Source organism: Brevundimonas sp. KH_058 (assembly GCF_057838505.1).
Map to the genome: position 1 here is coordinate 1,007,843 of NZ_CM174469.1, position 12,762 is coordinate 1,020,604.

Annotated in this window: 13 protein-coding genes; 6 read left to right on the forward strand and 7 right to left on the reverse strand. The window is 68.8% G+C overall.

The features are described from left to right. Position 1: 1 nt before the first annotated feature. Positions 2-2,857, reverse strand: a complete 2,856-nt coding sequence (locus AC3ISA_RS04795; RefSeq protein WP_489179567.1) for an ATP-dependent DNA helicase — start codon at positions 2,855-2,857, stop codon at positions 2-4. Positions 2,858-3,086: 229 nt separating this feature from the next. Here AC3ISA_RS04795 and AC3ISA_RS04800 point away from each other — a divergent pair, with 229 nt between their 5' ends. From AC3ISA_RS04800 to AC3ISA_RS04810, 3 genes are all read left to right on the forward strand, one after another. Then, complete coding sequence (locus AC3ISA_RS04800; protein ID WP_489179568.1) at positions 3,087-5,735, forward strand: ligase-associated DNA damage response DEXH box helicase; 2,649 nt, start codon at positions 3,087-3,089, stop codon at positions 5,733-5,735. Then, entirely contained in the window at positions 5,732-6,484 is a 753-nt protein-coding gene (gene pdeM / locus AC3ISA_RS04805) for a ligase-associated DNA damage response endonuclease PdeM (protein ID WP_489179569.1), read from the forward strand. The genes AC3ISA_RS04800 and pdeM overlap by 4 nt, the downstream gene beginning before the upstream one ends. A 93-nt stretch (positions 6,485-6,577) precedes the next feature. Then, positions 6,578-7,042 carry a VanZ family protein gene (locus tag AC3ISA_RS04810; protein WP_489179570.1) on the forward strand — a complete coding sequence of 155 codons (465 nt, stop codon included), beginning with the start codon at positions 6,578-6,580 and terminating at the stop codon, positions 7,040-7,042. On the opposite strand, the gene AC3ISA_RS04815 is transcribed toward AC3ISA_RS04810, so the two are convergent. The 4 genes from AC3ISA_RS04815 to AC3ISA_RS04830 form a co-directional block, all read right to left on the reverse strand. Beyond that, positions 7,039-7,599 carry an HNH endonuclease gene (locus tag AC3ISA_RS04815; protein WP_372692349.1) on the reverse strand — a complete coding sequence of 187 codons (561 nt, stop codon included), beginning with the start codon at positions 7,597-7,599 and terminating at the stop codon, positions 7,039-7,041. The two genes, AC3ISA_RS04810 and AC3ISA_RS04815, sit on opposite strands and share 4 nt — an antisense overlap. Positions 7,600-7,738: 139 nt before the next feature. Further along, positions 7,739-8,137: an ASCH domain-containing protein gene (locus AC3ISA_RS04820; RefSeq protein WP_489179571.1), complete on the reverse strand. Its 399-nt coding sequence runs from the start codon at positions 8,135-8,137 to the stop codon at positions 7,739-7,741. 7 nt (positions 8,138-8,144) lie between these two features. After that, complete coding sequence (locus AC3ISA_RS04825) at positions 8,145-8,804, reverse strand: trimeric intracellular cation channel family protein (RefSeq protein ID WP_489179572.1); 660 nt, start codon at positions 8,802-8,804, stop codon at positions 8,145-8,147. Continuing rightward, complete coding sequence (locus AC3ISA_RS04830) at positions 8,801-9,451, reverse strand: DNA-3-methyladenine glycosylase family protein (protein WP_489179573.1); 651 nt, start codon at positions 9,449-9,451, stop codon at positions 8,801-8,803. The genes AC3ISA_RS04825 and AC3ISA_RS04830 overlap by 4 nt, the downstream gene beginning before the upstream one ends. Positions 9,452-9,563: 112 nt before the next feature. Here AC3ISA_RS04830 and AC3ISA_RS04835 point away from each other — a divergent pair, with 112 nt between their 5' ends. The 3 genes from AC3ISA_RS04835 to gluQRS are packed head-to-tail and all read left to right on the forward strand — an operon-like array spanning position 9,564 to position 10,963. Continuing rightward, complete coding sequence (locus tag AC3ISA_RS04835) at positions 9,564-9,812, forward strand: type II toxin-antitoxin system ParD family antitoxin (protein ID WP_489179574.1); 249 nt, start codon at positions 9,564-9,566, stop codon at positions 9,810-9,812. Further along, on the forward strand, positions 9,809-10,099 hold the full coding sequence (locus AC3ISA_RS04840; RefSeq protein WP_489179575.1) for a type II toxin-antitoxin system RelE/ParE family toxin: 291 nt from the start codon (positions 9,809-9,811) through the stop codon (positions 10,097-10,099). The genes AC3ISA_RS04835 and AC3ISA_RS04840 overlap by 4 nt, the downstream gene beginning before the upstream one ends. A gap of 3 nt (positions 10,100-10,102) precedes the next feature. Beyond that, a complete protein-coding gene (gene gluQRS, locus AC3ISA_RS04845) occupies positions 10,103-10,963 on the forward strand; it encodes a tRNA glutamyl-Q(34) synthetase GluQRS (RefSeq protein ID WP_489179576.1) in 861 nt (286 codons plus the stop codon). Here gluQRS and AC3ISA_RS04850 read toward each other — a convergent pair. Next, positions 10,947-11,756 (reverse strand): TIGR02186 family protein, encoded by an 810-nt coding sequence (locus tag AC3ISA_RS04850; RefSeq protein WP_489179577.1) that lies wholly within the window; start codon positions 11,754-11,756, stop codon positions 10,947-10,949. The two genes, gluQRS and AC3ISA_RS04850, sit on opposite strands and share 17 nt — an antisense overlap. Then, positions 11,756-12,679: a sulfite exporter TauE/SafE family protein gene (locus AC3ISA_RS04855; RefSeq protein ID WP_135193904.1), complete on the reverse strand. Its 924-nt coding sequence runs from the start codon at positions 12,677-12,679 to the stop codon at positions 11,756-11,758. Before AC3ISA_RS04855 ends, AC3ISA_RS04850 begins: the two co-directional genes overlap by 1 nt. Between the last annotated feature and the right edge of the window lie 83 nt (positions 12,680-12,762).

The window sequence follows — 12,762 nt, forward strand, 5'->3', positions numbered from 1 at the left end:
CCTAAGTCGTCTCGGGGTTCAGGAAGCTGCGGGTCAGTTCCACCGCATCGGCAAGGCCCATCCGCTGGACATCCGTTCCCGGCGGCAGGCTGGCGAACAGGCGTGTCGGCGTGGCGGCGTCCAGCATCAGGAAGACCCCCTTGTCGTCGCCGCGCCGGATCAACCGCCCGAAGGCCTGGGCGATGCGGGCGCGAGCGAGCGCATCATCATAGCCCTTGCCGCCCAGCCGTTCGCGCCGCGCCTTGTGCAGCAGGTCCGGGCGCGGCCACGGCACGCGGTCGAAGGCCAGGACGCGCAGGGACCGGCCCGGCACGTCCACCCCGTCACGCACGGCGTCGGTGCCCAGCAGGCACGAGTTCTCCTCGACCCGGAACATGTCCACCAGAGCCCCGACCTCCAGCGGATCGACGTGCTGGGCGTAAAGCGGCACGCCGGATTTCGCCAGGTCCGGCCCCAACCGTTCATAGACCGCCTTCAGCCGGCGGATGGCGGTGAACAGGCCCAAGCCCCCGCCGCCCGCCGCCAGGAACAGTTCGCGCATCGCCGCCGCCGTCTGTCGCGGATCGTCCTTGACCAGATCGTTGACGACGATGACCCGGCTGTTGGCCGCATAGTCGAACGGGCTTTCGACCTTGAGGGTGCGGGGCGGATCGATCAGACGGGCCGATCCGGTCCGCATCCGCGCCAGATCGAACGGATCATCCTGCATCGGATCGGACAGCGTCGCCGAGGTCACCAGCACCCCGTGCGACGGCACGATCACGGCGGCCTCCAGCGGCACGGTCGGGTCGATCCAGTGGCGACGCAGGGCCACGTCGTGAATGCGGCCGAACGCCGTCTCGGCCGACAGCCAGTCGACGAAATCAGGATCGGGCTGATCGCTCCCATCCTCCAGCGCCGCCAGCATCGACCGCCACCCCGGCAGGGTCATGCGTGCGCGTCGGTCCAGACCGCGCAGCGCCCCCTCGATCCGCGACCGTTGCGACCCGTCCAGCTCGGCTGCCTCGTCATCGAGGATGTCTTCCAGATGCCGCGACAGGGCCAGCAGCGGAGCCTCCAACGCGGCCAGGGCCTGGGCCGCCGCGCGAGCGGTCTCCGCGACCGGATCGGTGACGGGCTTCAGCGCGCATTCCATGCCGAACTCGGGTCCGCCGTAAGTATTGGTCTCGGCCGTGCGCGCGCGCAGCTGGTCCAGAGCGGCAGCGAGAAAGGCCTCGATGGGGCCGATGGGGTTCACCTCGCCAGACGCAGGCGCGACGCGGCCCGACACGCCCTCGCCCGGAAGCGCGGCCGAGGCGCGGATGGCGTCCTGAAGCGCCTTCAGCGCCGCCTCATTGTCCCCGACCATATCGCCCAGCCGCTGTTCCAGCCCGCGCCCGCGACGCCCACGCCCCTCCGGCCCTCGGATCCAGCGGCGCAGCTCGGCCGCCTCCTGGCCCGACAGACAGGCGGAAAAGGCGCTGTCGGCGGCGTCGAACAGATGGTGGCCCTCGTCGAAGACGATCCGCTTCAGCGCCGCCGTCTCGCCGTCCTGCTTCTGCCCCCGGGCCGACCGCGCGCCGTCGAACGCCGCCTGGGTCAGGACCAGCGCGTGGTTGGCGATGACCAGATCCGCGCGGCGGCTGGCGCGAATGGTCTTCTCCACGAAACAGGTGCGGTAGTGCGGACAGGCCGCATGGACGCATTCGCCGCGCCGATCCACCAGGTTCGCCGCGCCCGCCGCATGGGCCGCCGGCATGGCGAACAGGCCGGGCAGCCAGCCGGGAAAGTCCCCGCCCGTCATGTCGCCGTCGCGCGTATGCAGCGCCCATCGCCCGGCCAGCGCCAGACCGATCAGGTCGCCGTTCCCCAGCTGGGCCGCCTGCACCATGTCCTGCAGGTTCAGGACGCACAGATAGTTCTCGCGCCCCTTGCGGATCACCGCCTTCTTCTTGCGTTCGGCCGGATCGGGCCACAGCGAATGGCTCTCGCGGTCGATCTGGCGCTGCAGGGCGCGGGTATAGGTCGAGATCCAGGCCGCCCCCTGGTTCCGCTCGGCCCACAGGGAAGCGGGCGCCAGATAGCCCAGGGTCTTGCCCGTGCCGGTCCCCGCCTCGGCCAGCAGCACGCGGGGCCGGCCCTCCTCGTTGCGAGGCGAAAAGGCGAAGGCGACCTCGGCGGCGTAATCCGATTGGGTCGGTCGCGTCTCGTCCAGACCAGACGCCTGAAGCAGTTTCTCCAGCCGGATACGCGCACTCTCGCTGTCGACCGGTGCCGATCCCGCCTCGCCGCGCGGGGCCTCGTCCTCCCATTCGGTCAGGCGCGACCAGACATCCAGACCAGACCCGCGATGCTGGCGCGCCCGCACCCCGCCGGCCTCCAGCGCCTGCACCACCCGCTCGCCCCAGGCCCAGCCCGCGCGCTGCATCGTCAGCGCCAGGACATAGGCCGCCTCGCGCTCGGGATAAGCCGCTTGAGCCAGTTCGCGCAGCAACAGGCCCGCCGCCTCGCGCAGGGCCGCCGCCTGTTCCTCCGCCGATTTCGGCTCGGCCAGGCCCAGCGACAGGGCAAGCCCCGTCGGCGACGGCGCACAAAACCGCGCCGGCCGCACGAAGGCGTAAAGCTCCAGCACATCCATCAGTTCGGGTGACCTCGGCGGCGGCGTCAGCCCCAGCCGCCGCGCCGTCAGCGACGCATGCGCCACCATCACCGGCCCGGTCGTGAACACGCCCTCGGCCGCGCCCCGCCCGATCTTCCTTGCGCCCGCGTCGTCGCACACCGCACCCGAGCCGGGCGGCGTGGCGAGCGCAGGCGGCAGCCCCGCCCACGGCTCGGCGCCGGTCAGGCGGGTTTCAGCGATGACGGATTCGTCGGACACGAGCGATAGATAGCGACGTCGGGACTGAAACGGAACGGGAACATCTGGCGACTGACGCTCTGACACGCTAATTGTAAGTCATGGCTCGAAAGATGAAGCTTTTTACTCCGATGGGTCTGTCAGCCGTGATCCTACTGATGACGGGGCTCATCGTCCTGATGGGGCTAATCGCTGGACCTAAACTCAGCAGCTTCATCGCACAGGATTCATGCCTCGACGCGGGCGGTGCATGGAACGGTCACGCCTGCACGGGCGCTCGGTCGGGGTGACGCCCCTTCCCCCTCTCTTCGCCGACTGGTTTGCGCAGCGCGGCTGGTCGCCTCGGCGGCATCAGTTGGAGATGATCGCGGCGGGTGAAGCGGGCCGACACGCGCTGCTGGTCGCGCCGACCGGCGGGGGCAAGACGCTGGCGGGTTTTCTGCCCAGCCTGATCGAACTGGCGGAGCGCGGGCCGAGGCCGGCGACCGGGCCGGGGTCGGGGGTGCACACGCTGTATCTGTCGCCGCTGAAGGCGCTGACCACCGATGTCGAGCGCAATCTGATGACGCCGATCCGCGAGATCGGGCTGAACATCCACGTCGAGACCCGGACCGGCGACACGAAACAGTCCAAGCGTCAGCGGCAACGCGATTTTCCGCCCGACATCCTGCTGACAACGCCTGAGCAGTTGGCTCTGTTTTGCGCCTGGGAGGGGGCGCGGTCCTATTTCGCCGATCTGAAATGCGTCGTGCTGGACGAAGTGCATGCGATCTGGAGCGGCAAGCGCGGGGATCTGCTGTCGCTGGGCCTGGGGCGGTTGCAGAGCTTTTCGCCGGGGATGCGGCGGGTGGGGCTGAGCGCGACCATCGAAGATCCCGATCTGATCCGGGGGTGGCTGGCGCCGGGTGATGCGGACACAAAGAACCCCTCCACCGCTTCGCGGTCCCCCTCCCCGCAAAGCGGGGAGGCGACGCAGGCCGAGCCGTCTCCTCCCCATGAAATGGGGAGGGGGACCGCCGAAGGTGGTGGAGGGGCTCTCAACGCAGTCACGCTGGTCCGTGGCGACCCCGGCGCCCCCGCCGTCATCGACGTCCTGATCTCCGAGGGCAAGGTCCCCTGGGCGGGCCACACCGGCCAGCACGCCATCACGGAAGTCTACGCCGCCATCCAGCGTTCGACCCTGGCGCTGATCTTCGTCAACACCCGCTGGCAGTCGGAGTTCGTCTTTCAGCAGCTCTGGGCCATCAACGACGAGAACCTGCCCATCGGCCTGCACCACGGCTCGCTGGCGGCGGAGCAACGGCGCAAGATCGAGGCGGCGATGGCGCGGGGTGACCTGCGGGCGGTGGTCTGCACCTCGACACTGGATCTGGGCATCGACTGGGGCGATGTGGACCTGGTCATTCAGATGGCGGCGCCGAAGGGATCGAGCCGCCTGGTCCAGCGGATCGGCCGCGCCAACCACCGGCTGGACGAGCCGTCGCGCGCCCTGCTGGTGCCCGCCAGCCGGTTCGAGATGCTGGAGTGCCAGGCGGCGCGCGAGGCGGTGGCCGACAACGCCTTCGACTGGGAGCCGGTCCACATCGGCACGCTCGACACCCTGGCGCAGCACATCATGGGCGTGGCCTGTTCGGAAGCCTTCGACATGCAGGCCCTGTACGACGAGATCGTCGGCTGCGGCCCCTATCGCGACCTGACGTGGGAGCAGTTCGAGGAGGTGGTCGATTTCGTCGCCACCGGCGGATATGCGCTGCGGACCTATGACCGGTTCGCCCGCATCGTGCGGACGCCGGATGGCCGCTGGAAGGTCAGAAACCAGCATATCGCCCAACGCCACCGCATGAACGTCGGCGCCATCGTCTCGGCAGGAACCCTGAACGTCCGCGTCGCCAGCCGTCGAGGCGGGGCGTCTCGCCAGTTGATCGGCGGGCGCAAGGTGGGCGAGGCCGAGGAGTGGTATTTCGAACAGCTGACGCCCGGCGACACCTTCCAGTTCGCAGGCCAGGTCTGGGCTTTCCAGGGCATCACCGGCACCGACGCCCTGGTCACCCACGCCAACGACAAGGATCCCAAGATCCCGTCCTGGGGCGGGTCGAAGTTCCCGCTGTCGACCTCGCTGGCCGACCGGGTGCGGACCATGATCCACGACCGCGACCACTGGCGCGTCCTGCCGCCCGACGTGCAGGAGTGGCTGGAGCTTCAGGAAACCCGCTCGGTCATTCCCAATGCGGAATCCATGCTGGTCGAGACCTTTCCGCGCGGCAGTCGGCATTTCCTAGTCGCCTATCCGTTCGAAGGCAATCTGGCCCACACCACCCTGTGCATGCTGCTGACGCGGCGGCTGGACCGGATGGGCGTCGGGCCGCTGGGCTTCGTGGTGACGGACTATTCGCTGGCCATCTGGTCGATCAAGCCGATGGACGGGATCGACCTGGACGCCCTGTTCCAGTCCGACATGCTGGGCGACGATCTGGAAGACTGGCTGGAGGAAAGCTTCATGATGAAGCGGTCCTTCCGCAATTGCGCCCTGATCTCGGGCTTGATCGAGCGTCGCCTGCCCGGCGCCGAGAAGACTGGGCGGCAAGTGACCTTTTCCACCGACCTGATCTACGACGTGCTGCGCCGCCACCAACCCGACCATCTGCTGCTCAAGACCGCCCGCGCCGACGCGGCGTCCGGCCTGCTGGACGTGGCGCGCCTGGGCCAGATGCTGGCGCGGATCGAGGGGCGCATCCGTCACCAGCCCCTGACGCGCCCCTCGCCCTTCTGCGTGCCGGTTCTGGTCCAGATCGGGCGCGAGCGGGTCGGCGGGGACGCCGCCGAAATGATCCTGGACGAAAGCGCCGACCTGCTGATCGCAGAGGTCATGGACGACGCCGAACCCGGCGAGGCCGCATGAACGCCGCCCTGCGCCAGACCCTGTCGCCCGCCCGCAAGACCTGCGGGTCGCTGAGCGTGCGGATCGCGGGCGAGGCGTGCGTGCTTCGTTGCTCCGGGGCGTTGTGGCTTCCGGCCCACGGCGCCCTGATCGTCGCGGACCTGCACCTGGAAAAGGGTTCGGCCTTCGCCGTGCGGGGTCAGCTGCTGCCGCCCTATGACAGCCGCGCCACGCTGGACAAGCTTGAGGCCGAGATCGATGATCTGGCCCCGGCCATGGTCGTGCTGCTGGGCGACAGTTTTCACGACACGAAGGCGATCCCCCGCATGGCCGCCGACGACCGCGCGCGGCTGGACCGGCTGGCGGCGGGGCGCGACTGGCTGTGGCTGGAGGGCAACCACGACCGAGAGGCGCTCGCTCGGGATGCGGACGTTGCGGCCCGCCTGCCCGGCCGGATCGTCGGCGACATGGCGCTGGGCGCGCTTCGCCTGACGCATGAGCCGGAACCGTTGACCGCCGACGACGACCGGCGCGGCGAGGTCGCGGGACACCTGCACCCCGCAGCCAAGGTCGCCGCCTATGGACGCGGCGTGCGGCGGCCCTGTTTCGTCACGGACGGATCGCGCATCGTGCTGCCGGCCTTCGGCGCCTTCACCGGCGGATTGAACGTGCGCGATCCCGCGATCGCCGATCTGTTCGCCGCCCCGCCCCTGGCCGCCGCCCTGGGACGGGACCGGGTCCACGCCTTGGCCTGGGACGTGCTGCGATAGGTCGTTCGTAAACCGTTCAGCACGTCGCTTCACCGCATCTTGGCGGACGGCGATGCAGGATGACGGCGGATCGATTTTACGGACGCCCGCCTCATGCTCACGCCCCGCCGCATCGTCATGGCCGCCCGCCTCGGCTTCGCCCTGGCGGCGCTGGGCATGGCCGTCCTGATGCTGGGGCCGTTCCAGGGGCTGGAGCAGGTGTTCGGCCTGAATGACAAGGCTGCACACGTCATCGCCTTCTACGGCGTGGCCAGCGGTCTCTTCCTGATCGCGCCCAGCCAGCGCCGCGACGACCTGGCCCTGTATGTCATCGCCGCCGCCTTCGGCGTCGAACTGCTGCAAGCCCTGACCGGCCGCAGCGTCTCCATCATCGACTTCATGGCCGGCGCCGCCGGCGTCACGGCCGCCTGGGCGCCCGGCCGTATCGAGCAACTGCGTCAATCCTTCCGCCGCCATCCCGACCTGACCCTGACCGAGATCGACCGCCTGGACCGACGCCTGCGTCGCCGCCGCGCCTCGACCGGCCCGTCGCCCGTGAGCGCCGTCCAGCGCCCCTAGGGCTCCAGCTCGATGTCCCAATAGAGATAGTCGAGCCAGCTCTGGTGCAGATAGTGGGGCGGGAAGCGCCGACCCGCGTCCTGAAGCTGCCAGGCGTTGGGGCGATAGGGTTCGCGGCGGATCGGCATCATGGCCTGGCGCGGGGTGCGCCCGCCCTTGGCCAGGTTGCAGGGGCTGCAGGCGGCGACGATGTTCTCCCAGGTCGTGCGGCCGCCGTGCGAGCGGGGGATGACGTGGTCGAAGGTCAGTTCCTTGGATTCCCCGCAGTACTGACAGGCGAAACCGTCGCGCAGGAAGACGTTGAACCGGGTGAAGGCGGGATTGCGGTCCTGATCCACATAGCTGCGCAGCGCGATCACGCTGGGAAGCTGCATCTCCATCGAGGGCGAGCGGACGACCTTGTCATACAGGGACACCACGTCCACGCGGTCCTGATAGACCGCCTTGACCGCCTCCTCCCACGGCCAGAGCGACAGCGGATAGTAGGACAGCGGTCGAAAGTCCGCGTTCAGCACCAGGGCGGGAAAGCCGGAGGGTGGTCGATGGAGAACCTGCATCAGGCCCTCCCGCGCGGACGGGGGGATATCGAGGCGACAGAGGTGAGGACACGTCTCCTTCCCTAGTCTTGTGAGATCAGCCTACGCGTGATTCCCGCTCATCGCCATGACCAGAGTGCAGCGTTTTCGTGACGCGACGTCAGAACACCTCGACCAGTTCGAAACGCTCGCAGACGACCTTCATGCCCGGCGCCCAGGCGCCCTCGCGCCGGTAATAGGCTTCGTGCGCATCCCGCCACCATTCATAGCTCAGGTCGCCCTCTCCCTCGGCGCGGGCGAAGTCCTCGCTGACATCCTCGAAAGCCATGATCTCGACCTGGGTCGTGCGGATGGCGCAGCGGGGCGTTCCCGCGCCGTCCAGGATCACGCTGACCTCGCCCACGGTCGGCATGATATCGACTTCGCACGCCGCAAGCGACGAACAGGTGGCGCGTTTGCCGCCCGCCAGCACCAGGGCCAGCAGTTCGTCGGCCATTTCGGGGCTATCGCCGAACGGCCAGTGCGGGGCGTCGCGATAGACGGCGGGGATATCGGTCATGATCTGCTCAGGCTCGACTGGCGTGGGTGGGGAAGCCCGGCAGGGTCCAACCCCAGCGCAGGGCGGCGGCCCGCAGCAGGAAGCCCGACAGGGCGGCGATGATTGCGGCGGGCCAGATCGGCGTGCCGGGCGCCCTCAGCACCATATAGACCGTCGCCGCCAATATGGCCGCCGTGACGTTGATCTCTCGCCGCAGCAGGATCGACGGCTGACCCGCCAATGTGTCGCGCACCACCCCGCCGAAACAGGCCGTCAGCGTGCCCATGACGATGCAGATCAGGGCCGGAGCGCCCGCCGCCTCGGCCTTGGCCGCGCCCATGACGCCATAGGCCGCCAGGCCTACTGCATCCAGCCACAGCAGGGCGCGGAACCGCCAGTCGCGCTGACCCACCAGCCACAGGGCCGTCGAGGCGAACAGACAGACCGCGAGATAGCGCCAGTCCTGCACCCAGAAGACGGGTAGACCCAGCAACAGGTCGCGCAAGGTGCCGCCGCCCACGCCGGTGATGGCGCCGAAGAAGGCGAAGGTGACCACATCGTGCTTCTCGCGTGCGGCGGCCAGGGCGCCGGTGGCGGCGAAGACGGCGACGCCGGCGAAGTCCAGCGCCGTCAGCACGGTCTGGGGGTTGCGCAGAGGTTCGGTCAGGACGGGATCGAGCGGGGTCATGCCGGTGCGTCCAATACGATCTCGCCGCGTTTTACGCCGGTGTACCAGGCCCACAGCAGATGGGTCGCCACCGCGCGATAGGGCCGCCAGACCTCGGCGCGGGCATAGGCGCCCTTCTGATCGGGCCGCACCTCGGCGCCGTCGGCCCAGCGGATCGCCTCTTGCAGCGCCACGTCGCCGCCGGGAAACACATCCAGCCGCCCCTCGCACATCAGCAGATAGGCCTCGGCCGTCCACAGCCCCACGCCCTTCAGCGCCGTCAGGGAGGCGATCGCCGCCTCGTCGTCGAGATTGGCCAGATGCTCCAGATCGATTTCGCCCGCCATCTGGGCCCGCGCGATGCCCTGGCCATAGGTCGCCTTCTGCCGCGACAGGCCCATGCCGCGCAATTGGTCCAGATCATGCGCCAGCAACAGCTCGGGCGTGATCCCGCCCATCCCCTCGCGCAGCCGCGCCCAGACCGAGGCGGCTGAGGCCACCGAAACCTGCTGCTCCACGATCATGCGAAACAGCCCCTCGAACCCACCGACCCGCAGCCGCCATTCGAAGGCCGGCGTCTGCGCGTGAACCCGCGCCAACGCCGCATCGGCGGCGACCAGCGCCTCGCGCGCGGCGGCGATGTCCTGGGGCGTGGGTTGAAGCGGCATGGCCTACCTATGACCTGCGCGGGCGCTCAAGGAAATGGAGGCATTGGCGGATTTCGGCTGGCGACAGCATAGCCTAATAACTATTATTGGCCTGTGGATTGAGGATGTCGTCATGACCATGACCGTCGAACTGGGCGCGCTGGAACAGGTGGTGGACCGTTTGGTCCGCGACGGCCGATACGGCTCCAAGAGCGAGGTGCTGCGCACCGGCGTTCGGCTGCTGCAGGAGCATGAGGCCCGACTGGCGGCCCTGCTGGGTAAGCTGGAAGAAGGGATCGCCGACGCCGACGCCGGTCGGTTGACGTCCCTCGAAGACGCCCGCGCTGCGTTCGAGGCCCGCTGGGCCACCGAGGGCGAATGAAGGTTCGGCTCGCCGACGCCGCCTTGCAGGATCTGGCTGTGATCGAAGACCATGTGGCGCTGGACAGCCCAAACGCGGCCCGCCGGCTGGTCAGGACGCTTTTCGAACGGTGCGAAACCCTCTCTCAAAATCCTCAACGCTATCCAGAAGCCGGCGTCGCCGATCTGCGAAAGCGCCCCGAGGGCAGCTATCTGATTTTCTATAGGGTGACGGCCGATGTCGAGGTCGTCCGCATCCTTCACGCGACGCGTGACTGGACACATCTGCTGGCGACGGACGAAGACTGAGCCGTGTTCACGACCCGCTTCGCCCCCTCCCCCACCGGCCGTCTGCACAAGGGTCATGCCTTCTCAGCCCTGACCGCCTGGTCGGCGGTGAAGGTGGCGGGTGGGCGGTTCGTGCTGAGAATCGAGGACATCGACCCGACGCGGTGCCGAGCAGAATACGAGGCGGGCATTCTGGAAGACCTGGCCTGGCTTGGTCTGGACTGGGAGACCCCGGTCCGGCGGCAGTCCGATCATCTGGACGACTACGGTGCCGTGATCGAAAGTTTGAGGGCGCGCGGCCTGCTCTATCGGTGTTTCCGCACGCGAAAGGAGATCCTGAACGCCATCGGCGATGCGCCGCATGGGGCGATGGAAGCGGTACGCCCTGGCCCACATCCGGCGGATGAAGAGGCGCGTCTGCTGGCCTCGGGCGCGCCCTTCGCCTGGCGGCTGTCGCTGGATCGGGCGCGAGAGGCTTTGGGCGACGCGGTCTGGAACGACCTGAGCTTCGTCGAGGAAGGCGAGGGTCCGAACGGCGAGACCGGCGTCGTCGCCGTCGATGCCGAGGCGGCGGGCGATGTGGTGCTGGCGCGCAAGGACACCGGCGTTGCCTATCATCTGGCAGTGACCCACGACGACGCGCTGCAAGGTGTGACCCATGTGATCCGGGGGCAGGATCTGTTCGAGGCGACCCATGTGCAGCGGTTGATCCAGACGCTGATGGGCTGGCCGACGCCCACCTATCGCCATCATCGGCTGCTGGCGGGGCCGGACGGACGGCGCTACGCCAAGCGGGATCGCTCGGTCACCCTGGCCGAACTGAGAGAAGGCGGGCTGACGCCCGAGGCCCTGCGCGCCGAACTGGGCTTCAGCTTCGACGACTGAAGATGCGCGAGGCGCCGTAGCCGGTCAGGGCGGCCAGAACGACGCACAGCACGCCGTAAAGCCACGGACGACGGTGCGCGAACTCGTAGATGTCGCGCTCCAATCCGACCTTCTCGACCGTGAGCGTCAGGTTGGACACCGACTGCGGCTCGCCATTCTGGAACAGCCAGACCTCGGCGTAGTATTTGCCCGTCGGGGCGACAGTGGGCAGTTCGACCTCGGCGCGGAACAGGCCACGGTCCACGAACTCGACGCCTTGGGAATCGGTGTCGTAGAGGGCGGCGGCCTCCTTCAGCCGGATCACGGCGCGGCGCCAGTCAAGATAGTCGTCGCCCAGTCGGCTGACGACCACGTCACGCACGCCATAGCGGGTGACGGTGCGGCTCTCCTCCGGCGCGTCGATGCGCAGGTGATCGACCCCGACGCCGAGACGCCGCAGCTGGCCGAAGTCGGCGATGTCGCTGAGCGGACGGGTCGAGGCGGTCATATAGAAGCCGGGCGCGCCCTCGAACAGCACAGGCCGGCTGTTCAGCCAGACGCCCGAGGTGCGGGTCTTCTTGACCAGGCGGATCGGCGCATCCGGTCCCCGCACCACCACCACGACATCGGCCGGCTCGGGCGTCGGATTGAACACCGCGCCGTACAGGACGATCGACGCGCCCCGGAAGCTGCTGTCGACCCGGACCTGGGCGTCGGTCAGGGCGGCGGCGACACGCAGGTCGCCGGTTGTCGCCTCGGAACGATCCGGGGCGGGAGCCGTGACGACGAGCGGAGGGGGCGGGAGCGCCTGCATCAGTCCGCGATCCCCGGCGCGATCATGAAGATGTCGTTGGGTCGAACGAACAGGTCCAGCCCCATCTGGATTCCGACCAGTAGAACGATCAGCCCCAGCGCCGCCCGCAGCTCCTCGGCGCGGAACCGCCCGGCGAACCGCGCGCCGACTTGCGCGCCGACCACCCCGCCCAGCAGCAGGATGGTGGACAGGACGATATCGACCGTCTGGTTGCGCCCGGCCTGGAGAATGGTGGTGATCGCAGTCGTGATGATGATCTGGAACAGGCTGGTCCCCACCACCGCGCCGGCCCGCATCCGCAAAATATACAGCATGGCCGGCACCAGAATGAAGCCGCCGCCGACCCCCATGATGGCCGACAGGACCCCGGCGAACACGCCCAGGCCGAACGGCGGCAGGGCGCTGATGTACAGACCCGACTTGGGGAACTTCATCTTCAGCGGCAGGCCATACAGCCACATCGGCCGCCGGCGCTGCTTGTGCGGCGCGGGCAGGCCCCGGCGTCGGCGCAGGATCTCGGTCAGGCTCTCGTTCAGCATCAGCACGCCGATGGCGCCCAGGAAGACGAGGTAGGAGACGGCGACGACCAGGTCGGCCTGGCCCAGCAGGCGCAGGTATCGGAACAGTTCGACCCCCGCCAGGGCGCCGACCGCGCCCCCGGCCGCCATCACCGATCCCATCTTGAAATCGACTGCGCCGGCGCCCGCATAGCGGATGACGCCCGAGGTCGAGGAGGCGACGACGTGGCTGGCCTGGCTGGCGACGGCGACAGTCGGGGGGATGCCGAGGAAGACCAGGATCGGGGCCATCAGGAAGCCGCCGCCGATGCCGAACAGGCCGGACACGAACCCGACCACCGCCCCCAGGATCACCAGGGTCGGCCAGTTCACCGAAACCTCGGCGATCGGCAGATAGATGTCCAAAGGACGCGCCTTCGGCTGGAGCGGTTAAAGGGTCGCCGTCAGGCGGGGACGAGGTCGTGACGACACGGGCGACCGATAGCCGC

Coding starts and splice junctions, on each gene's coding strand:
- AC3ISA_RS04800 (WP_489179568.1), top strand. CDS start 3,087: ATGGAACGGTCACGCCTGCACGGGCGCTCGGTCGGGGTGACGCCCCTT.
- pdeM (WP_489179569.1), top strand. CDS start 5,732: ATGAACGCCGCCCTGCGCCAGACCCTGTCGCCCGCCCGCAAGACCTGC.
- AC3ISA_RS04810 (WP_489179570.1), top strand. CDS start 6,578: ATGCTCACGCCCCGCCGCATCGTCATGGCCGCCCGCCTCGGCTTCGCC.
- AC3ISA_RS04815 (WP_372692349.1), bottom strand. CDS start 7,599: ATGCAGGTTCTCCATCGACCACCCTCCGGCTTTCCCGCCCTGGTGCTG.
- AC3ISA_RS04820 (WP_489179571.1), bottom strand. CDS start 8,137: ATGACCGATATCCCCGCCGTCTATCGCGACGCCCCGCACTGGCCGTTC.
- AC3ISA_RS04825 (WP_489179572.1), bottom strand. CDS start 8,804: ATGACCCCGCTCGATCCCGTCCTGACCGAACCTCTGCGCAACCCCCAG.
- AC3ISA_RS04830 (WP_489179573.1), bottom strand. CDS start 9,451: ATGCCGCTTCAACCCACGCCCCAGGACATCGCCGCCGCGCGCGAGGCG.
- AC3ISA_RS04835 (WP_489179574.1), top strand. CDS start 9,564: ATGACCATGACCGTCGAACTGGGCGCGCTGGAACAGGTGGTGGACCGT.
- AC3ISA_RS04840 (WP_489179575.1), top strand. CDS start 9,809: ATGAAGGTTCGGCTCGCCGACGCCGCCTTGCAGGATCTGGCTGTGATC.
- AC3ISA_RS04850 (WP_489179577.1), bottom strand. CDS start 11,756: ATGCAGGCGCTCCCGCCCCCTCCGCTCGTCGTCACGGCTCCCGCCCCG.